The organism is Cupriavidus sp. C2SS-8b (assembly GCF_057073745.1).
In genome coordinates this window covers 1,964,573-1,985,265 of record NZ_CP172716.1, presented here as the reverse complement: position 1 = coordinate 1,985,265, position 20,693 = coordinate 1,964,573, and the positions used below count along the sequence as shown (strand labels likewise).

The window sequence follows — 20,693 nt, the reverse complement described above, 5'->3', positions numbered from 1 at the left end:
ACTGCTGCCGGGGTGCACAAGCCGCTCGCGCCCCGATCAGAGGTCCAGGACCAGGCGCTGCGCCTTGGCCCGGGAAACGCACAGCATGATCGTTTTCTGCGCGGCCTTTTCCTCGTCGGAGAGGTAGTTGTCGCGGTGGTCCGCCTCACCCTCGACGATGGCCGTTTCGCAGGTTCCGCAGATCCCTTCGCGACACATGCATTCGACCTTGACGCCGGCCTTCTCGATCACGCGCAGGAGCGTGTCGTCGGCGCCGACCTGCAGCGTCAGTCCGCTCTTGCGCAGCGTCACCTCGAAGGCTCCGCCCGTCGCGTCGACCTCGTTGCGGAACTGCTCGAAGTGAATGCGCGAAGCGTCCCAGCCGGCAGCCCGGGCAGCGTTGACGACGGCGTCGTTGAGCACGGACGGACCGCAGACGTAGACGTGGGTATCGGCGGGCTGGGCGGCAATCAGTGCAGCGATGTCGAGCAGCTTGCCGGTGTCGCTCTCATACAGATGCCATTGGCCCGGCGTCAGCGCGGTTGGCAGCGAATCGAGAAACGCGGCGCTGGTGCGGTTGCGGAAGCAGTAGTGCAGCTCGAATGCAGCGCCCTGGTGCTGCAGCGTCTGGATATGCGTCATGAACGGCGTTATACCGATGCCGCCGGCTATCAGCAGGTGCTTGCCGGCACCCTGGTGCAGGCCGAACAGGTTGCCGGGGCGGCCGATCTCCAGTTCGTCGTGCTCGCGCACGGTCTCGTGCAGGAAGCGGGAGCCGCCGCGCGAGGCTTCCTCGAGCCGGACGCTGATCTGGTAGCGGCTGCCGTCATCGAGCGCGCTGGTCAGGGAATAGGCGTTGCGGTAGCGCCCGTTGTCCATGTGGACGACGATGTGGCTGCCGCTGTCGAACGCGGGCAGCGCGGCGCCGTCGCACGGCTGCAGGGTGAAACGCTTGATGCCGGCGGCAAGCTGCTCGATGCGGTCGACGCGCACGCGGAGGGTTTCGTTCATTTCGGAACCTTGGGAATGCAAGTAGGGGGGAGGACCGGCGGGCTGCCGGCCCTCGTTGACAGAGGGCGTCGGGCCTGGATCAGCTGATGACCGTCAGCTTCGCAGCCAGCCAGACCACCAGCGCGCCGGCGGCCAGGGCGGCATAGGGCAGCCACGCGGCGCGGGCATGGGGAAGTTCCATGTCGCGGCGCATCGACTCGGGGAAGCGGCCCTTGTCCTGCACGTAATGGCGGTACACGAACACCGGCACGATCAGGAAGGTGGCGATCAGGCCGTTGCGCAGCGTGTTCTCGCCCTGGAAGTTGGCGCCGGCGCCGACAAAGGCCAGGTCGAAGAAGCCGCAGATCGCCCCCAGCGCCAGCAGCCAGTTCTTGCACTTGTACGGGCGCGGCCATTCGGCGCGGTCCAGGCGGTGAATCCATCCCGACTGCAGGTTCAGGAACACGAAGATCATGTAGCAGACGTTCGAGATGGACAGCACTGCCATGTAGTTCGACATCAGCAGCAGGAAGAGGTTGAACACCAGGTCAGTCCACATGGCGCGGGTCGGCGAGCCGTGCTCGTTGACGTGCGAGAGGTAGCGCGGCAGCCAGCCGTCGACCGACGCCTGGTACAGCGTACGCGACGAACCCATCATCGAGGTCATCACGATCAGCAGGATCGCCAGCACCAGCATCACCACGATCACGTTGAACACCACCGCGCCGCCGCCGACGAACTTCGCCATGGCCGCGCCCACGCCGGTGCCGTCGACGATGGTCGGCTCCAGCATGCCGTGCAGGCCGAGCGAACCCTGGAACGCGATGGGCACTGCGATGAACATGAACAGGCACAGCACGCCCGACCAGAAGATCGCACGGAAGGTGTCCTTCTGCGGGTCCTTGAACTCGCGGGTGTAGCAGACCGCGGTTTCGAAGCCGAAGGTCGACCAGCAGGCGAGGAACATCGCGCCCATCGCGGTGCTGATGCCGGCCGCATTCCAGCTGCCGAGCACGGCGGCGCCGGATGCGTCATGGGTCAGCGGCAGCAGGGGCATGAAGCTCGTCGACGGCATGTCGCCCGTGAACACCGGCACCAGCGCGATCACCACCAGCGGTGTCAGCGACGCAATGCCCAGGATGCGCTGCGTGGTCGCCGCGGACGAGGCGCCGCTGTGCTGGAGCTTGAAGGTGATGAGCAGGAAAGCGGCGGCGAGCACGAAGGTCGAGTTCACCCGCAGCGTCAGGCCCTTGCTGATGAAGTCGAGGTCGACCAGCGTGAGCTGCCAGGTGTTGATCACCGAGTCCGGCGGGAACAGGCAACTGAGCATGTAGCCGGCCGCGAGACTCGTGCCCAGCGCCAGCATCGGCGACCACGCGATCCAGTTGCACCATACCGACACCGGCGCCACGAACTTGCTGTAGCGTACCCAGCCGAGCGCGCCATAGACCGACGCGCCGCCCGATTTGTGCGGATACAGGCCGGAGATTTCGGCATAGACGAAGCTCTGCGCGAAGCCGACCAGGATGGCGAGGATCCAGATGACCCACGCCGGATTGCCGATCGTGGCCGATACGCCGCCGATGGTGAAGAGCACGCCCGCGGGCACGCCGCTGGTGACCCAGAAGGCGTCCTTCCAGGTCAGCGTGCGCTGCAGTTCGTGGTGTTGATGCGAAGGGGCGGATGAAGCGGCCGACGCGTCTGTGCCGACCGACAATACATTTTTCTGTGATAACACGTTGTCTCCTTGTTTCCCGGTTGCCGTTTGCGCGGAGCGGGCTCCGACACGGTCTGCCGTCTGGGCTGGTGGATGCCTGAGTGGGACGCCGGGGGCGGCGTCCGGGGCACCTTCTTCAGGGAGAGCCGATATGGGGGACGGCCAGGAAACTTAGGAGGGTGATTGTGGGGGCGGTTGTCATCGTTGTCTCCTGTTGTCATTCCGGGGTTGCCATGTCGCGAAACATCGTTTCCCCGATGGGCGCTGATGATGAAGTGATCTAGGCGTTGTGCTGCGAGACAGAGCCGTGGGTTGCCACGCTCGCCGGCTTCGGCGTGCGGCGGTCTTTGCGGCGGTTGCGCCACCAGCCGAGCAGTGTCAGGCCAAGCCAGAAGCACTGCGTCAGGAAGGACGCGAGGTTGAAGGCATCCGTGAGCGAGACCAGGATGCAGACCGGCCCGATGACGTTGAGCGCGACGGCCAGCCTGCCGGTTGGCGATTTGTGCAGGACCTGCACGGCGAAGTGCGCGGCAACGTAGGCGGCGACGCCGACAAGACCGGTTGCATCGGTAAGACCCAGGGAAGCCATGGTGTTGAGTGGGTTGAGGCGGTGAAAGCAGCAGGGCGCGTCAGAACGTCTTGGTCAGCGAGACCAGGAAGGTGTTCTTGAGCGGATTCGAGACAGACGGGTTGCCAGACGAATCCAGCGCGCCGGTGGTGTAGTGGTCGTAGACGTCCGAGCGTCCCCAGCCGCGCGTATACGCGCCGGTGAACGTCCAGCCGCCGTCGAAGGCCTTGGAGAGCGCCACACGCACGTCGCGGAAACCGTAGGCGGCGAAGTTGCGCACGCGCTCCTGGCCGTAGTGCAGCAGCAGCGAGACGCCGTAGCCGAGGTCAAAGGTGCCGTTGACGTCGAGGTAGCCCGAGCCGCGGCTGTGCAGGTCGTTGCCGGTGCCGATGGAGGCGCTGTTGTAGCCGAAGTAGTCGGGCGTATAGGTCAGCCAGTACTTGACGTTGAACCACTTGTACGTCAGCGAGGCCACGGCTTCGCCGTAGTTGTACTTGGTCTGCGCGGACTGCAGCTTCGCGCCCGGGTAGAGGTAGTAGTAGATCTGGCCGGCATAGACGAAATCGCCGATGGTGCCGGTGTAGCCGCCGTACAGGTCCCACTCGACGGTGCCGCCTTCGATGAACTTGTCGCTGACCGTCGACATCCACGTGCCGGCGGACCAGCCGCTCGGGTGGGCGTAGTCAATGCCGCCCTGCACCGCGGGCTTGCCCCAGGTCTGGCGGAAACCGCGCGAGACGTACTGCGAGGTCAGCGTCATGTTGGCGCTGAGCGGCGAGGGCGCGGCGGCCTGATCCGGCGGCACGGTGGCCGTGACCTGCGGCACGGGGGCGACGGCGACCGTCGTCTCCCCGCTAGCGGATTGGGCATGCGCCGCAATGGCCTGGCATAGCAGCAGGGCGCCGGTGGCGGCGGCCAGGCAAGGCATGTGGCGTACTGCAGAACGCTTGTACAACATCGATGTCTCCCCTTGGCCGGTCCTTATTCCTGTCATGAGGGGCTGGCCGGCCTTTGTCATATGGGTGGGTGTGGATCGCCAGGGGCGATGCGCAGGGGCGCGACGCTGCCTCCGGGCGTGCGGTGTCCTCCGGGGCCATCGGTCCCGGTGTCATCGTTCGTCAGAGGGGATGCGGGTCTAGGGTCTACACCCGCCGGCGTCGCGCCGTCGTCAGGCTGGCGCGAACACGGGCATCGCCGCCGTCCGCACCTGTGCCTCGGGCGGGTTTGCCGCCTGCCCGCGCATCGGCGTCGCCTTGTAGTAAGGTGCGTTCGACCGCTGCAAGGGAGCCCGTCCACGTATTACGTCGGCGAGCTTCTCGGCCATCATGATCGTCGGCGCATTGAGGTTGCCGGTGACGACCTTCGGCATGATCGACGCATCGACCACGCGCAGGCCCGACAGACCATGCACGCGGCCCTGGTTGTCGACCACCGCCATCAGGTCCGACGTGTCGCCCATCTTGCAGGTGCAGGACGGATGCAGCGCGGTTTCGGCGTGCTCGCGCACGAAGGCATCGATCTCGGCATCGGACTGGACCATCATGCCGGGCTTGATCTCGCGGCCGCGGAACTGGTCCATGGCTTTCTGGCCGATGATTTCGCGCGTCAGGCGCACGCCGGCGCGGAACTCGCGCCAATCCACATCGTGGGCCATGTAGTTGAACAGCAGGCGCGGCTTCACGCGCGGGTCGCGGCTGGCCAGCTTGACGAAGCCGGTGCTCGGCGAACGCATCGAGCCCACGTGACACTGGAAGCCGTGCGACTGGACCGGGTTGCTGCCGTCGTAGTTCATCGCCAGCGGGATGAAGTGATATTGCAGGTTAGGGAAGTCGAACTCGTCGCTGCTGCGGATAAAGCCGCCCGCCTCGAAGTGGTTCGACGCCGCCACGCCGGTGCCGCGCAGGTACCATTCGATGCCGATGCCCGGCTTGTTCCACCACTTTAGCGACGGGTACAGCGATACCGGCCTGGTGCATTCGTACTGGAGGTACATCTCCAGGTGATCCTGCAGGTTCTCGCCCACGCCCTTCAGGTCGATGACCGGGTCGATGCCGAGTACGCGCAGTTCGTCGGCATTGCCGACGCCGGAGCGCAGCAGCAGCTGCGGCGAGGCGATGGCGCCGTTGCTGACGATGACCTCGCGGCGCGCGCGCGCTTCACGCACGTAGTCGCCCTGAAGGTACGAAATGCCGGTGGCGCGGGCACCGTCGAACAGCACGCGGTCGGCCAGCGCGCGGGTGTGAACGGTGAGGTTGGGACGGTCTTTCGCCTGGTCGAGATAGGCCAGCGACGTGCTGCAGCGTCGGCCCTTCGCGGTGGTGGTGCGGTCCATCGGGCCGAAGCCTTCCTGGCGGTAGCCGTTCAGGTCGTCCGTGCGCGGGTAGCCGGCCTGCTCGCCGGCTTCGATGAAGGCGTCGAACAGCGGGCTGATGCCGGCCTTGGGCGTGGTGACGTGCAGCGGGCCGTTGCCGCCGTGGTAGTCGTTGGCGCCCTTGTCGTAGGTTTCCGCCTTGCGGAAGTAGGGCAGGCAGTCGGCGTAGCTCCAGTTCTCGAGCGACTTGTTCTCCGCCCAGCCGTCATAGTCCATCGCATTGCCGCGGATGTAGACCATGCCGTTGATCAGCGACGAGCCGCCCAGGCCCTTGCCGCGGCCCTGGGTCATGCGGCGGCCGTTCATATGCGGCTCCGGCTCGGTGACGTAGGCCCAGTTGTAGGTCGTGCCCTGCAGCGGGTAGGCCAGCGCCGCCGGCATCTGCGTGCGCCAGTCGAGCCGCCAGTCCGGGCCGCCGGCTTCAAGCAGCAGCACCGTCACGTCGGCATCCTCGGTGAGCCGCGTGGCCAGCACGCAGCCTGCCGACCCGGCGCCGACGATGATGTAGTCGTATTCGTGGATTGCGTGGATTGCGCTCATCGAGCTGTCTCCTCCTGGTGGGTGATGTCGGCGATCGCGGCGCTCAGGCGCCGAACCACCCCATCGCCTTCGGTGCGAGGTTGATATAGCTGTGCTTCAGTTCGGTGTACTCGTCCAGGCCGATGCGCGCCAGCTCGCGGCCGATGCCGCTTGCCTTGTAGCCGCCCCACGGCGCTTCCGGGAAGTACGGATGGTAGTCGTTCACCCAGACCGTGCCGAAGCGCAGCGCGCGCGACATGCGGTTGGCCTTGTCGAGGTCGCGCGTCCAGACTGCGGCGGCCAGGCCATACGGCGTGTCGTTGGCAACACGCAGCGCTTCGTCCTCGGAGCGGAAGCGTTCCGCGGTGATCACGGGGCCGAAGATTTCTTCCTTCGCGATGTTCATGTCGGCGGTGACGTCGGCCAGCAGGGTCGGCTCCAGCCAGTAGCCCTTCCGGTATACGTCACCTTCGGGGCGCTTGCCGCCGTGAACCAGCCGGGCGCCTTCGGCGATACCTGCCTGCACCATGCGCAGGATCTTCTCGTGCTGCTGGGCCGACTGGACCGGGCCCATCTGCGTTTCGGCGTGAAAGCCGTTGCCGATCGCGATGCGCGGCAGGCGTTCTGCCAGCTTTGCCACGAAGTCGTCGTAGATGCTGTCTTCGATCATCAGGCGCGAGCCGGCAGAGCAAACCTGGCCCGCATGGAAGAACGCGGCGTTCAGCGCATAGTCGACGGCCACGTCGAGGTCGGCGTCGGCAAACACGATGTTCGGGTTCTTGCCGCCCAGCTCGAGGCCGATGCGCTTGAAGTTGCCGGTCGCGGCCTTCATGATGCTTTCGCCCGCGAAGGCACCGCCGGTGAACGAGACCAGGTCGACGTCGCGGCTCTCGGCCAGCTCGGCGCCCACTTCTGCGCCGCCCGTGACGAGGTTGAAGACGCCGGCGGGCAGGTCCAGCTCGGCGATCAGCTTGGTGAAATGGTGCGTGGTCAGCGGCGTCAGGTTGCTCGGCTTGATGATGACGGTATTGCCGGCGCCAAGCGCCGGGGCGATCTTCCACGCGGCCTGCAGCAGCGGGTAGTTCCACGGCGTGATCAGGCCGCACACGCCGACCGGCTCGCGCAGCGTGCGGCTGATGACATGGTGCGGCGCCTCGTTCACGGCGCCGGACTCCGACGCCACCAGCCCCGCGAAGTAGCGGAACGTGGCGGCGATGTCGCCCATGTCGGTGCGGCTCTCGGTGATCGTCTTGCCGGTGTTCAAAGATTCCAGGCGGGCGAGCTCCTCGGCGTCGCGGTCAATCAGCGCGGCGATCCGGTTCAGCAGTTTCGCGCGGTCGCGGATGCTGGTCTGGCGCCACGGGCCGTCGAAAGCCTGGCGCGCGGCGGCAATGGCGAGCCGGGCATCGGCGCGGGTGCCCTCGGCGGCCTGGGCGATCACGGCTTCGTCGGCGGGGTTGAGGATGTCGCGCGTGCCGCGTTCGAGCGGCGACTGCCACTGGCCGTCAATGTAGAGCTGGGTCTGGATCATGTTTCTGGATTCCTTCGGGTATGGGGGCGCGTGTCAGGCGGCGAGGGCGTCGAGCACCATCTGCTGGAAGTGCTGCACGCCGTGCTCGCCGATGGCGGACGTACGGTCGTCGGTGACCAGCAGCGGACCTTGCCCGTTGCGGTAGCCGCGCGACTTCAGGCCGCGCTGCACCGACTCGACAATGCTCAGGTCTTCCGGCTTCAGCACGTTCTTGTAGTAGTCGATGAGCTGCTCCTGCTCGGCGGTCGGCGTGGCGTCGCGGAAATAGAACTCGAAGTGCTGGATGGTGGTGTCCGCGTCAACCGGGAACATGTAGAAGACGCCGTAATTGCCGTCGCCGGGCAGTACGTTCAGCGTGACGTTGGGCCACAGCCAGTAGGCGGCGAACTCGGTGTTGGGGGCGTCGCTGTCGTAGGTGAATGCGTCGCTGCCCGAGCGGGTCTTGCCGACCTGGCTGGTGTAGAGGCCGCGCACCTCGTGCCGGTAGGTCTCCATCTGGATCGACTCGACCAGCGCCGGGTGGGCGGTCTGGCAGTGCAGGCATTCCAGGTAGTTGTCAACCACCACCTTCCAGTTGGCTTTCATCTCGTAGGTCAGCTTGCGCGCCGGGACGAGCTTGTCCACGTCCGGGCAGCGCGCGCGGATGTCGTCGTTCAGGCCGGGTGCCAGTTCTGCCAGCGGCGTGGCGTTCATGTCGAGGTTGACGAAGATCAGGCCGCAGAACTCTTCCACGCGGACCGGGGTCAGGCCGGCGTTGTCCTTGCAGAAGCCCGGCACGTTTTCGGCGTTGCGCACGTGGATCAGCTTGCCGTCCAGGCCAAAGGACCAGGCGTGGTAGGGGCAGGTAATGACGTTCTTGGCCTTGCCGGCACCTTCGGGGAACAGTTCATGGGCACGGTGCGGGCACACGTTGTAGAACGCCCGCAGCACGCCGTCGCGGCCGCGCACGACAAAGACATTCTCGCCGGCCACATTGACGGTGGCGTACTGGTTCGGCTCCGCTACCTGGCTGCGGTGCATCACGCAGATCCAGTTGCGCGCGAAGATAGTCCGCTTCTCGTGCTCGAAGATGTCCTGTGAGGTGTAGTAGTGCGCCGGAAGGGTGTAGCCCAGTTGACCAGGGGCGGGACAGATGGGGGCAGTCGCTTGTTGCATGGCTTGTCTCCTGTGGGGTCGTTTTTGTGTGTCGATTCACTAATGGTTAATTAAGTAACCAATGGTGATGTGAGGCGTAGTCTAGTGACTCCGCCGGGGCCTCATCAACTCCAAAAAATCGATGAAATGAGACTGGTCAATCGATGTTATCTATCAGGAACGCCAAAAAGCGGCGAATGCTGTATGGTTTCGGTTGTTTAATTCACTGATGGTTGAACGGAGGTTAGGGAAAGCGATGACGGAAGACACATTCGCCACCCGCTTCAAAGGCGTGCTGGACGACAAGCGCGTCATGCTCAAGCAGGTGGCCGAGGCCTTGTCGGTATCGCCGTCGGCGGTCCACAAATGGACGCGGGGCGGCGAGATCGAGTACGAACGGCTGCTCGCGCTGGCCAAATTTCTCGGCGTGAACTGGCTGTGGCTGCGTTATGGCGAGCGCGCCATCGCGGACCTGGAGGCCAGCAGCATCACTGACCCGCACCTGCGTGGACTGCGCCAGAAGCACCTCACGGAGATCATGGAGAGTGAAGCGCGGATGAAATTGGCGCAGGAGGTTTCGGGCATCGTCACGTGGGAATGGAACGTGCTGACCGACAGCGTGACCTATTCCCCGAACGACATCGCCCTGTTCGGCCGGCATATCGTCACCATGGACGACTTCTGGGCCTGCGTGCATCCAGCCGATGCGGCGCGGCTGCGCGAGGTGCTGCAGCGCGCGCTGGGCGCACCGGAGATGCACGAATGGGAGTTCCGCGTGGTGCATGAAGACCAGACGCGCTGGATCTCGTCGCGCGCAACGCTGGTGCACGACTTCGGCCAGCGTCCCGTGAAGATGATCGGCGTCAGCCTCGACATCAGCGAACGCCGCCGCGCCGAGGCGGCGCTGCGGCAGAGCGAGGCGCTGCTGGCCAAGGCGCAGGAAATCGCCCACCTGGGCGGCTGGTACTGGAACATCCAGACCGACGACTGCTCGTGGACGGACGAGGCCTACCGCCTGTTCGGCTGGGCGCCCCAGGCGTTCAAGGTGACGATCGAGCGATTCATGGCGTCCATCGTGGAAGAGGACCGGCCGCGCGTAGAGGCAGCGATCCGCGCGGCCATCGTGGACGGGCAGCCGTACCGCGTGGAATTCACGATCCTCCTGCCGGACGGGAGCCGGCGGGAGATTCGCGAGGAGGGCGAGGTGACGCTCGACGAGAACGGGAACGCGATCACGATGGTGGGTGCATCGCAGGATGTGACCGGGCAGCGGCGGGGGTGAACCTGACCGGCCGGAATCCGGGTCAGTCGGCGGAGCAAATCCTCAGGCCGCGGCGTGGACGACGCCGCGGCCGGGATCTTCACAGACCGAGTGCCATGCCGTCACTGCGTGGATCATGTGCCCCGGTCATGCGCCCGTCCGCATCGATGCGGATCGCCCCGGGATGGCCGGCAAGCTGGCTCTGGGCCGGGAGCGGGCTGAGTTCGTGTCCACGCCGCGCCAGTTCCGTGAACACCGGCTTGCCGGCGTCCTGCTCCAGCTTGAGGCTGTCCCGGCTGTCGGAGAACGTCTTGCCCAGCAGGAAGCGCGGGCGGCGCAGCGCGGTGAGCGGGTCCATGCCGTAGTCGATCAGCCGTGTCAGGACCGCAGCCAGCGTCTGTGGCTGGCCGTCGGCCCCCTGCGTGCCGTAGAGCAGGTGCGGCTGCCCTTTCTTCAGGTACATGCCGGGGTTCAGGGTGTGGAACGGCCGCTTGCCGCCGCGCAAGACGTTCGGGCTCGCCGGGTCGAGGCTGAAGGCCGCGCCGCGGTTGTGCCAGAGGATGCCGGTATCCCCCGCGACAACACCGCTGCCCCAGTCGAAATAGACCGTCTGAAGCATGCTGACGCAGTTGCCGTGACTGTCGGCCGCGCCGATATAGACCGTGTCGCCCGGTTTGAACACCTGTGGCCAGGGCATCGCCTTGTCCAGGTGTATGCGCCTGGCGTGGGCATCCAGGTTCTGCCTGGACAGCAAGTGGTCCACCGGTACGTCGGCGAAATCGGGATCCGCGACATACTGGTTCCGGTCGAGGAAGGCCAGCTTCACGGCTTCCACGAGCAGGTGATAGTAATCGGCGCTGCCTTCCGGGATCGAGGCAAGGTCGAAACGGTTGAGGATGCCCATGATCTCCAGCGTGGTTACGCCCTGGGTGGGCGGCCGCAGGCCCAGCAGTTCGCCGTCCCGATAGGCCACCCGCAGCGGTACTTCGTCCCGCGCGCGGCAGCGGGCCAGGTCCGCGGCGGTCAGCGGCGATCCGGCCTGCTTCAGGCCGGCGGCGATGCGGCCGGCGAGGTCGCCCTCGTAGAATTCGCGCCCGCCATACGTTGCCAGCCGGTCCAGCGTGCGGGCAAGTTCCGGTTGCCTGAAGGTCTCTCCGGCGGCCGGAATCCTTCCCTGCGGCATAAACACGCGGCCGAAGCCGGGCCAGTCCGCCAGGTCCGCGGCGCGAAACTCCTGCCAGAAGCGCTGCGATGGCGTCACCGCGAAGCCGTTGGCCGCATATTCGGTGGCTCTGGAGAACAGAGAGGACCATGCCTGCTTGCCGCCCCATGTCTTGCGGCTGAACTCGAATGCCTGCTCCCAGGTGGCCACCGTGGCCGCGGCGGTCAGGGCAGCGCCTGGACCCCGTGTCGGAATCGCGCTGCCGTACGCCGGCGGGTGCATTGCCGCCTGGCCGATGCCGGAGAGCGAGCGTACATTGCCATGCCGGTCGCTGATGACCAGGAACGCGTCGCCGCCCAGCCCCGTGAAGTGCGGGTACGTGACGCTCAGCACCGACCCGATGGCGATGGCCGCCTCGATCGCATTGCCTCCGGCCTGCAGCACTTCCAGCCCCGCCTGGCTGGCGAGTTCGTGCGGGCTGGTTACCATGCCATGTGTAGAGCGTGCCAGCCTGCGCTGGTCCGGCGGCGTGTCCGCCCGCCCGTTGCGCGGCAGTACGGCCGCGCTCGCCACGGCGGCAGAGCCGGCCAGAAATTTGCGGCGCGTGGTGCCCGCGCCAACCGGATATGCGTCGTCAAGAAAACCCATGAACGTTCCCCAGAAAATCTGTTTCGTCTGCCGGATGGATTGCCGGACCTGACGGTTGCCACACAGGACTGCCGGACAGCGGCACGCAGCGACAGCTCGCCGCATGCCCCGCCGCAAGAGGGCTCACGCCTCCTGTTGCCATCCTCTCCATGACTTCTTGCCGCTGCCCTCCGGGGCCGAGTAACGCTCCTTGAGCCACGCGTATGCCGGCCCGAGCGCGTTCATCGCCACCACGGCGCCCAGCGCGGCAACCGGATCGTGCGGCACCGGTCCGAAGCCTCCGAACAGGGTGGCGAAGTACGAGGCGAAGCCGAAGAACATCCCCGGGATAAAGCTGAGCAGCGGGAAGACGCGGGCCAGGAACATCATGCTGCCGTTCAGCGTGAACAGGATCACCATCTGCGCCACGATGAACGACGTGCCCGTGAACTGCGTCGAGGCCTGACGGAAGCACAGCACGATCAGGAACGCGAACAGCGATCCGACCGGCAAGGTCGGCCAGATCTTCTTCAGGTTCTCTGCCGTCGGCCCGCCCATGGCGAAGGTGGCGGCCCAGCTGATGAAAATCGCCCACGGCGGCAGGTGCGAGGGAGGCAAGGCAATCAGGACCGTGGTGATGGCGAGCAACGACGCTACGATCTCTGCAGGCAGTTTCTTCATGGTGGTCTCCTCGTGGTCAGGACAATTCAGTGCGCACAGCACTGGTGGCGGTGGATTTCACAGCGATGCTGGGTCACGACGGTGATTCTTCCGCGCTTGACGACCCAGAGCCTGGGCGGAATATCCAGCAATGCGTCGGCCACCTTGTAGGCGTCGAGGACGATCAGGTCGGCATTCTTGCCGACCGCGAGGCCATATTGCCCGTCCAGTCCGATGGCGCGGGCCGCGTTGTAGGTCCCCATGTCGAGCACGGCGAGCTGGTGCTGGGGCACGCCGAACTGCGCGACATGCGCGAGCATGTTGCCGATCTGCAGCATGTCGGCCGTGCCAAACGGGGTGAAGGCGTTGCGGACGTTGTTCGACGAATAGGCAACATTGACGCCGGCACTGTGCAGCGCTTTCACCGGGGTCAGTCCGCGTCGCTGGCAGCCTCGATCCTTGCGGCCGCCCAGGTAGAGATCCGTGGCCGGCAGGGTCACGATGCTGATGCCGGCTTCGCGCACCAGCTCGATCAGCGGTGCAAGTTCGTCGGGATCGAGCGCGCCCAGGCTGGTAACGTGGCCGAGCGCCACCTTGCCCTGGTACCCGGTCTCGATGGTCTTCTGCGCGATGTACGAGATGGCGGCGAAGCGCTGGTCGCTGGCATCGTCCGCAAAGTCGGCATGGAGATCGACGGGCGCGCCATAGCGCTGGGCCAGTTCGAACACCATGTCGATATGGCGCTGGGTGTCGGCCCACGTCAGTTCGTTGTACGGGCAGCCGCCAACCACGTCGGCCCCCATCTGCATGGCCTCGTGCATCAGCGCGTAGGTGCCGTTCGATTTCAGGATGCCTTCCTGCGGGAAGGCGACGATCTGCAGATCGAGCAGGTCGTTGTATTCCTCCTTCAGCTCCAGCAGCGTCTCCACGCCAATGAGGCCCTGGATCAGGTCCACGTCCGGATGCGCGCGAACCGCAACGGTGCCATTCCTGACGGCCATGTCGAGTACCTGCCGCGAGCGATCGAGCACGTCTGCGCGTTCCTGCTTGCCCTTCAGGATGCCGGTGACGCGAATGGCTTCGTCGAGGGTGCCGAACCGGGCTGGCAGGCGCCGGTGCAGCAGCGCCTTGTCGAGGTGCAGGTGTGCCTCGATCAATCCGGGAATGACGGCACGGCCGCCGGCGTCGATGATCTCGTCCGCATGGACGTCGATGCCGGGTTCGATCGCGGCGATCCTGCCGTTGGCGATGGCGATATCGGTCAGCGGTGCGTCATCGCGGACGCAGGCGTTCCGAATCAGCAGATCTGTCTGCATGGGTGTCTCCTCGCATGAGGTTTTGATTGGATTGCCTGCTGGCTTCTCAGGCGGCGCGGCGTCCATGTCGGTGGTGTTTCATGCATCCGCCGCGAGATCGGCTACGGATGGGGCAAACAGGCAAGAGGCGGAATGACAGGCGCTGCGTTGACTCAAGCGTAGATGCGCGGGCGAGCGCCTTGCATCGGGATCGGCTGGTTTTGGTCTAAGGATTTTCTTAGACGGAAGCGAGCCTGCCGTGGTCAGGCGATACGCGGAATACGCGGAATACGGGGAATACGCGCAATACGCGCAATACGCGCAATACGCGCAATACGCGCAATACGCGCAACGCGTGGCTCAGGACCAGCTCTCGGGCGCCTCGCCAATCAGGCCGTGATGGATGGCGTAGTGCACCAGACCCGCTGTCGATGCGATTTCCATCTTGTGATGGATATTGGCCTTGTGTGTGCTGACGGTCTTGTTGCTCAGCGACAGCGCTTGCGCGATGTCGTTGATGCTTCTGCCCTCTGCCAGCATCTGGAAGATCTGGAACTCGCGCGCGGTCAGGCCGGCATGCGGCAGCGCGGCCCCTGGCCGCTGCACCTGGCGAATCAGTTTTTCGGCAATCTGAGGGGATACGACGGTTCCGCCTTGCGCGACCTTGCGAATGGCGCCGACCAGCTGGTCGGCTTCGGTGTTCTTGGTCAGGTAGCCGGCCGCGCCGGCGCGGATGGCCTGTACGGCGTACTGCGATTCCCTATACATGCTCAGGATCAGGATGGGCAGGGCAGCGCGGCAGGCGCGGATCTGCTGGATCAGCGCGATCCCGTTCTTTCCGGGCATCGACATGTCGAGCAGCAGGATATCGGCGGTGGTCTTGCGCAGCCTGGCGAGCACATCGGTCCCGTCGACGGCTTCGTCCACGACGCACATCTCGGGCACGGTCGAGATGATCTGTTTCAGACCGTCGCGAATGATGGCGTGGTCGTCGGCAATCATGATCCGTATCATGACGTCATCTGCCCCCCTGGCGGCGTGTAGGCGACAGGGATCTCGGCCTCGACGCGGGTTCCCCCCGCTTCCTGATTGCAGACTGTCAGCCGCCCTCCGAGCATCAATGCGCGTTCGCGCATGCCGAGCAGGCCAAGACTGCCGCGCGGCGTGGCCTGGGACGCATCGATGCCGCAGCCGTTGTCGGCAACGACGACGTGCAGCATCCCGGCCCGTTCATCGAGCGATACCGATACCGCTGTCGCATTGCCATGGCGGCGGGCGTTGGTGAGCGCTTCCTGCACGATGCGGAAGACCCCTGTGCTGATCTCCGGCCCGAAGTCGCGCCCGCGCTGCGCTAGTTGCAGTGCGCAGCGCAAGCCGGTTCGCTCCGCAAAGGATTCGGCCAGCCATTCGATGGCCGAGCAGAGCCCGAGTTCATCCAGCACCGGAGGGCGCAGGTCGGCGGCGATGCGCTGCACCGATTCCACGGTGGAGTCGGCGATTTCCTTGAGCCTGCGCACGTGCTGCCGCCACGCGCTGTCCTCGGCGGCCGGCCGCTGTGTCTCAAGGAAGTTCAGGCCAAGCCGCAGCGCGGTCAGCGACTGCCCCAGTTCATCATGCAGTTCGCGCGAGATGCGGGTTCGCTCGGCCTCCCGCACCGTTTGCAGGTGGGCGGACAGCTCGCGCAAGCGGGAACGGGATTCCAGCAGCTCCTCCCGCGCCTGCCGGCCGCGGGCCGCCTCGGCGATATAGTCCAGCGAGAACGAGATATCGCGCGACAAGACTCCGGCGAGCCGGGCGATATCGGGGCTGAAGAAATCGGCATCCCGCGCGAACAGCAGGCAGTAGCCGACGGGCTTTCCGGACTGGGTCAGGGGCAGCGCGACAAAGCTTCCCATCCCCAGGGAGCGGGCCACGCGGGCCTGGGAACCGAAGCGGCGCGGTCGCGCGATATCCCGGCACACGTATGCGCGCGGCTCGGCGGGAAAAAAACCGCCGAGCCCGTACCAGCCAGCCTCGGCGCCAGCCATGAACTGCTCTTGCAGCGCCTGCGTGCTGGCATGGCAGGCCACCCCTGAAGTGGCATCCTCCGGCAGGCAGATCCACGCCAGCTGCAGTCCGCCGGCCTCGACCGCGATCCGGCAGACCCTGGAAAGCAGCGCATCGGGCCGCCCGACCTGAGTGATGGCCTTGTTGATCCCGCTGCGCAGGGCGTAGAGGCGGTTCAGCCGCGCCATATCGCGCTCGAAGCGCTTGCGCTCGGTAATGTCCCGCGAGATGCCGACGGTGCCGATGACGGCGCCGTCGGCGTCGCGGATGGGCGTCTTGATGGTGTCGAACCATCTTGGCACGCCATCCGCGGAGATGCGGCTTTCCTCGTAGCGGCTGCGTCGGCCGCTCGACACGACGGCCTGATCGGTGCGCATATACACCTGTGCCCACTCCGTCGACCAGACCTTCTCTGGCGTACGGCCAAGGATCTCGTGCTCCGGTTGGCCACACGCTGCCACGAAGGCCTCGTTGACAAGGATGTAGCGGGAGTCCTTGTCCTTCAGCCAGGCCTGATCGGGAATGTTGTTGAGTATGGTGCGCTGCAATTCCCCATAGATGTCCACCATTTCTCCCCATCAGGCGTCTTTTGCGCGTCATGCAGGCGCGTTGCCCGCCAGGGCGTCGCCCGGCAGTCTGAGCGACTCACTTGGTCAACCAAGTCTATCCAATTTGGTCAACCATGGTTGTTGGTGATTTCCCCAAGAATGGATGACCATTGCCGGTATCCCCTACAATCGAGCGCCACTTCAGAGCCGCCACATGTCAACGTCGAGTGCTTCCCCTATCGCCACCGGACCGCAACGCGAGGTAACGCCTGAGCCGCCTGCCGAACCGGGTGTGGAAGATCGTATCTACGCGGCCATCAGCGCCGCGTTGCTGGGCGGCAAGCTGCGACCCGGCATGCCGCTGCGCGAGCGCAGCCTGGCGGAGGCGTTCCACTGCACACGAGGCGCGGTGCGCAAAGTGCTGGCGCGCCTGGGCGTCGAGGGCAAGCTCGACCTGGAGCCCAATCGTGGCGCCTACGTGCCGCGCCCCTCGGTGGAGGACATCCGTCAGGTCTATTGCGCGCGCCGCGCTGTCGAGGCAGGTATCGTGGTGACGTTATGCGGTCGTCTTGACGACGCGCAGCTTGCCCGGTTGCTGCAACACGTAGAGGCGGAGGAGGCGGCGCTGCATGCGCATCGCCGCGAAGAATCGATCCGCCTTGCCGGTGGCTTCCATGCACTGCTGACCGAAATGGTTGGCAGCGCCGACCTGCTGGCGTTCGTGGGGCGGCTGCTCACCAAGACCGAGCTCTACAAGGCGCTCTACGACCCGGCGGAATTCATCGAATGCGCGCCGATCGAGCATCGTGAGCTGGTCGAGGCGCTGCGAACCGGGGATGTGCAGGCCACCATCGACAAGATGAGCGCGCATCTCGACGACATCGAAAGGCGAGTAGTAGAGCAGGCGCAGCGCGCAGAGGAAGTTCCCGACGTCAAGGCAATCTTCGCCGGCGGCTAGGTGAATGTCTCTGCCAGGTTCTCGATGGCGCAGCAGAGCTCCGTGCAGAGACGCCGCGGTCGACCTGATTCGGTCATCGGTCCATGCACCGGTGGGCAAGGCTGCGGAAATTCAGGATCGGCCGCCGATGCAAGCCTTGAAGCGGGCTGTGCCAACACTGCGCGTCCGCTGTACTGGGCCAGCAGTTCATCGTGACCGACGTCCTGCGCGCCGCCGCCCCAACCTGGCAGGGCGACGATCAGCCGTCCGTCATCGCAGCGCCGGAGCAGCACGCATGGCCTGTTTCCGTCGAGCAAGAGGATGGCGGGCAGCTTGGTGTCCGATATCTCGTCGATCCTGCAATCCACCAGCCGCGTCGACAAGCCGAGATGCGCCGCTGCGACGCCAAGCAGCGGTAACGTCAGCTGCATGCCGTCCACAGCGCCCGTTTCCGCCAGGGCTGCGGAGGACACCGGCCGTTGCAGGGCACGGTTCACCCACAGCAAGCAGCCCAGCAGCGGATCGTCTGCCCCCGATCGCCGACCCGTCGCGCACGACATCCGATCAGCCATGATTCCCCCGGTTTCACTGTTGTGATTCTTTGCTTCGAGCGTAGTGCAACGCGGCACGTGCGCCTATCGTGAAAACGGGCGATGGCAAGCGCCCAAGGCTGAATCACGATTGAAACGCCTGTCTGGATGGCCGGCTTCATCTGACGCTTGCCCGGCCCTGAAGAAAATCGACCAGCAGTTTCGCGGCTGAGCCGCCGGCGCAGCCGCCTCAATACGCCGTAAAGCGCCACGATTTGTTGATCGCCACGCCGTTTCGCGCACCGGCAAAGCTCGCGGTATAAGTGCCGGCAGCGATGGGCTGCGTTGGCAGCAGGAACACCACGCCGCGATACAGGCCCGCGTCCGCGATAGCCGAAGCCACCGAGCCAGCCTTCGATTCGGCCGGCACCAGGATGCGAGCAGGCACGGCATCGCCGCGTGGGCCTGTCAGCGTGAAACTTGAAACCGTCAGCACGTCAGCCGGTTTTTCCACATTGACCCGGAACATGATTGGGGTGCCCGCGGCGGCCAGGTCGGGCGCCGGATTCGGGGTCTCGTCAGCGGGAATGAACAGGCCGTGCACGCTGGCATTGTTGGCGGGGTAGTGCGCGGCAGCGCCGGGAGGCAGCTGCTGGCCGCCCCATTGGGCGAGGCCATAGCCTCCCGTTCCCGCCGAGGTCACCACGCCAAAGTTCGCCACGCAGTAATTGTCACGCATGGCGAGGCCGATGGTTTCCTGATTGCTGGTGATCCCCTGCAAGTGATAAACCGAGTTCGCCAGCGCGGCCAGACAGCGGCCGATGTCGCCGTTGTAGGCATTCTGGCCGACCCATTGCTGGTGCGCGCCGCCCACGGCGAGCACCTGGCGGTACGGATCGGGGCTGGTGAAGCCGGGATTCCCGGGGATCTCCGTATGGCTCATCACCGCGTTGAGCTTCATATACTCGAGGTGGTTTTCGGCCGCAGCGTCGAGGGCGGGGTCCTGGCGCAACGCGCCTACGCCCATTGCGATGCGCAGGGCGTTGAGCGCGTTGAAGAATTCGAAGCGCGGATCGGTGCGGAAGTAAGTGGATTTATGTGGGATTCCGGCCGCAGCGGAAGGAGATAGCTCCTTGCCGAGGGTCGGTTTGCGCGACAGGTTTGCGACGATGGTGGGAGGGGTGGCGCCGGCGCTGTCAATGCTGGCGCAAACCACGACGACGGCAGACGTCGCGGCGCATGCGAGGAGGCTCTTTCTCACGTTTTCCGGGTTGTTTTTATCTGACCAAGCGAGAGCTCATGGTCCGCGTAGGACGTCGGCTGATCCGCTTCCGGAGGCTTAACGTGAAAGGGTGAAGATTCGTGTACAGGAGCCCGCATGCCTGCAGGCGGAGCGGCTGCGTTCGGGCTTATTCAGCCCTGAAACTAATGATTGCCCTGCGCCGGACTGAAGAAATAGGGCACCAGCGCTGCAGCCACCAGGACGGCCGCCGACAGGAAGATCGCCGCATACGTCGCGGGCTCGCCCCAACGCTGCAGATGGCCCATATTGGCGATCAGCCCATAGCCCCACGACGTCAGCGCGGAGCCCAGGAACACGAAGGTATTGAGCAACCCCAGCCCGCGCCCGCGTTTGGATGGCGGGATCAGGCTGCGGCCCTGCGCCATCACGAGCGGATGCAGCATGCCGATGGTTGAGAGCAGGGCCATCATCGCCACGCCGCTCGCGACGCCGGAGGCGGGCCACAGCGTCAGCAGCACGCCACCGGACATCGACAGCAAGGACCACGCGAGGATGGCGGTCTTGAGCGTGCTGCGCCGTACCAGGACGGGCAGCAGGAAGGCGGTGAGGAATCCGGCCACGCTCAGCAGCGTGAGCGCCACGCCGCGGGACCCCGAGCTGAGTCCGTAGACATCGGCGAGATAAGGCCCGCTCCATGCATTGCGGAAGGCCGTGCCGGCGGACATGGCCACGCACAGCGGGATCAGCGTCCACAGCGGCACCAGCCCCAGCAGCCGGGCGCTTTGCGTGAGCATGGACGGCCACGAGGCGCTGCGCGCCTCAGCGTGGCCGGTGTCTCGCACGAAGCGCCAGACGCCCCACGCGGCGACGACCATGCCCAGTGCCGATACCGCCATCGACGGGCGCCAGCCCACCAGTTCGGTCGCCCAGCCCAGCGGCGCGGTCGCGCACAAGGCGCCGATCATGCCCATGGCGTTCGACTTGCTGACCACTTGCGTGTAGTCGCGCTCGGACAGCTGCTCCGAGGCGAAATGCAGCAGGCCCATGAATACCGGCGCGCACGCCAGCCCCAGCCCGACCTGCGCCAGCGTGGCCACTGCACCGTTGGGCGCCAGCACAAAAAGGATCGACGATACCGCGCCGATCGCCAGCATTCCGGCCGTGGGCCGGCCTACGCCATAGCGATCGAAGGCGATGCCAACCGGGATCTGGGCCACGGCAAAGGCCAGGAAAAACGAAGAGGACAAAGCACCGTATCCGGCCGGGGACAGGCCGAAATCGTGCTGCAGTTCCGGCGCCATGACCGCCAGGCACGAACGGAAGAACTGGCTGAGTGCAAAGGCGAAGGTCAGGACGGCGATGCCGCGCAAAGCGTGCGTCGTTGCGGCACGGGCGGGCAGGGCGGGGGATCCGGGAAGGGGGGTGGGGCTAGGGGTCACGGCGTCAGTGGCGCTATCTCTGCCGCGAGTGTAGAGCCTGCGCGTGTTGAGGAATCAATGCGTGGCCGGTGTTCGCCCAGATTGCGTGGGCGCAGCCTGTGCCGGCGGAAGATTGCTTCTCCCGCGGCACAGGGTT

At 65.6% G+C, this 20,693-nt stretch carries 17 protein-coding genes; 2 read left to right on the top strand and 15 right to left on the bottom strand.

The window, feature by feature from the left end; translation table 11 throughout:
* Positions 1–36: 36 nt before the first annotated feature.
* The 7 genes from ACIGJB_RS09155 to ACIGJB_RS09125 all read right to left on the bottom strand — a co-directional run bounded on the left by ACIGJB_RS09155 (position 37) and on the right by ACIGJB_RS09125 (position 8,830).
* Positions 37–990, bottom strand: a complete 954-nt coding sequence (locus tag ACIGJB_RS09155) for a PDR/VanB family oxidoreductase (RefSeq protein WP_483729561.1) — start codon at positions 988–990, stop codon at positions 37–39.
* A gap of 79 nt (positions 991–1,069) precedes the next feature.
* Positions 1,070–2,707 (bottom strand): trimethylamine N-oxide permease, encoded by a 1,638-nt coding sequence (locus ACIGJB_RS09150; RefSeq protein ID WP_483729560.1) that lies wholly within the window; start codon positions 2,705–2,707, stop codon positions 1,070–1,072.
* 259 nt (positions 2,708–2,966) lie between these two features.
* Complete coding sequence (locus ACIGJB_RS09145; protein ID WP_483729559.1) at positions 2,967–3,275, bottom strand: CBU_0592 family membrane protein; 309 nt, start codon at positions 3,273–3,275, stop codon at positions 2,967–2,969.
* Between the two features lie 40 nt (positions 3,276–3,315).
* Positions 3,316–4,212, bottom strand: coding sequence for a TorF family putative porin (locus ACIGJB_RS09140; protein WP_483729558.1), 897 nt, complete (start codon positions 4,210–4,212; stop codon positions 3,316–3,318).
* Positions 4,213–4,422: 210 nt separating this feature from the next.
* The gene (betA, locus tag ACIGJB_RS09135) at positions 4,423–6,165 is read right to left on the bottom strand and encodes a choline dehydrogenase (protein ID WP_483729557.1); all 1,743 of its coding nucleotides are present in this window, start codon (positions 6,163–6,165) and stop codon (positions 4,423–4,425) included.
* A gap of 43 nt (positions 6,166–6,208) precedes the next feature.
* Positions 6,209–7,675: an aldehyde dehydrogenase family protein gene (locus tag ACIGJB_RS09130; RefSeq protein ID WP_483729556.1), complete on the bottom strand. Its 1,467-nt coding sequence runs from the start codon at positions 7,673–7,675 to the stop codon at positions 6,209–6,211.
* Between the two features lie 33 nt (positions 7,676–7,708).
* Positions 7,709–8,830 (bottom strand): aromatic ring-hydroxylating oxygenase subunit alpha, encoded by a 1,122-nt coding sequence (locus ACIGJB_RS09125; protein ID WP_483729555.1) that lies wholly within the window; start codon positions 8,828–8,830, stop codon positions 7,709–7,711.
* 235 nt (positions 8,831–9,065) lie between these two features.
* Here ACIGJB_RS09125 and ACIGJB_RS09120 point away from each other — a divergent pair, with 235 nt between their 5' ends.
* Positions 9,066–10,091 (top strand): helix-turn-helix domain-containing protein, encoded by a 1,026-nt coding sequence (locus ACIGJB_RS09120; RefSeq protein ID WP_483729554.1) that lies wholly within the window; start codon positions 9,066–9,068, stop codon positions 10,089–10,091.
* 79 nt (positions 10,092–10,170) lie between these two features.
* Here the strand turns inward: ACIGJB_RS09120 and ACIGJB_RS09115 are convergent, their stop codons facing one another.
* The 5 genes from ACIGJB_RS09115 to ACIGJB_RS09095 form a co-directional block, all read right to left on the bottom strand.
* Positions 10,171–11,880 carry a gamma-glutamyltransferase family protein gene (locus ACIGJB_RS09115; protein ID WP_483729553.1) on the bottom strand — a complete coding sequence of 570 codons (1,710 nt, stop codon included), beginning with the start codon at positions 11,878–11,880 and terminating at the stop codon, positions 10,171–10,173.
* A gap of 123 nt (positions 11,881–12,003) precedes the next feature.
* A complete protein-coding gene (locus tag ACIGJB_RS09110; RefSeq protein WP_483729552.1) occupies positions 12,004–12,540 on the bottom strand; it encodes a DUF1097 domain-containing protein in 537 nt (178 codons plus the stop codon).
* Positions 12,541–12,566: 26 nt separating this feature from the next.
* Complete coding sequence (locus tag ACIGJB_RS09105; RefSeq protein WP_483729551.1) at positions 12,567–13,835, bottom strand: amidohydrolase family protein; 1,269 nt, start codon at positions 13,833–13,835, stop codon at positions 12,567–12,569.
* Positions 13,836–14,174: 339 nt separating this feature from the next.
* Positions 14,175–14,828 carry a response regulator gene (locus ACIGJB_RS09100; protein ID WP_483729550.1) on the bottom strand — a complete coding sequence of 218 codons (654 nt, stop codon included), beginning with the start codon at positions 14,826–14,828 and terminating at the stop codon, positions 14,175–14,177.
* The gene (locus tag ACIGJB_RS09095; protein ID WP_483729549.1) at positions 14,825–16,429 is read right to left on the bottom strand and encodes a PAS domain-containing protein; all 1,605 of its coding nucleotides are present in this window, start codon (positions 16,427–16,429) and stop codon (positions 14,825–14,827) included. The genes ACIGJB_RS09100 and ACIGJB_RS09095 overlap by 4 nt, the downstream gene beginning before the upstream one ends.
* 142 nt (positions 16,430–16,571) lie before the next feature.
* Here ACIGJB_RS09095 and ACIGJB_RS09090 point away from each other — a divergent pair, with 142 nt between their 5' ends.
* Complete coding sequence (locus ACIGJB_RS09090) at positions 16,572–17,366, top strand: GntR family transcriptional regulator (protein ID WP_483729548.1); 795 nt, start codon at positions 16,572–16,574, stop codon at positions 17,364–17,366.
* On the opposite strand, the gene ACIGJB_RS09085 is transcribed toward ACIGJB_RS09090, so the two are convergent.
* The 3 genes from ACIGJB_RS09085 to ACIGJB_RS09075 form a co-directional block, all read right to left on the bottom strand.
* Positions 17,363–17,917 carry a cysteine peptidase family C39 domain-containing protein gene (locus ACIGJB_RS09085; RefSeq protein WP_483729547.1) on the bottom strand — a complete coding sequence of 185 codons (555 nt, stop codon included), beginning with the start codon at positions 17,915–17,917 and terminating at the stop codon, positions 17,363–17,365. The genes ACIGJB_RS09090 and ACIGJB_RS09085 overlap by 4 nt on opposite strands.
* A gap of 208 nt (positions 17,918–18,125) precedes the next feature.
* A complete protein-coding gene (locus tag ACIGJB_RS09080) occupies positions 18,126–19,136 on the bottom strand; it encodes a CAP domain-containing protein (RefSeq protein WP_483729546.1) in 1,011 nt (336 codons plus the stop codon).
* A gap of 164 nt (positions 19,137–19,300) precedes the next feature.
* A complete protein-coding gene (locus tag ACIGJB_RS09075; RefSeq protein WP_483729545.1) occupies positions 19,301–20,557 on the bottom strand; it encodes an MFS transporter in 1,257 nt (418 codons plus the stop codon).
* Positions 20,558–20,693 lie beyond the last annotated feature (136 nt).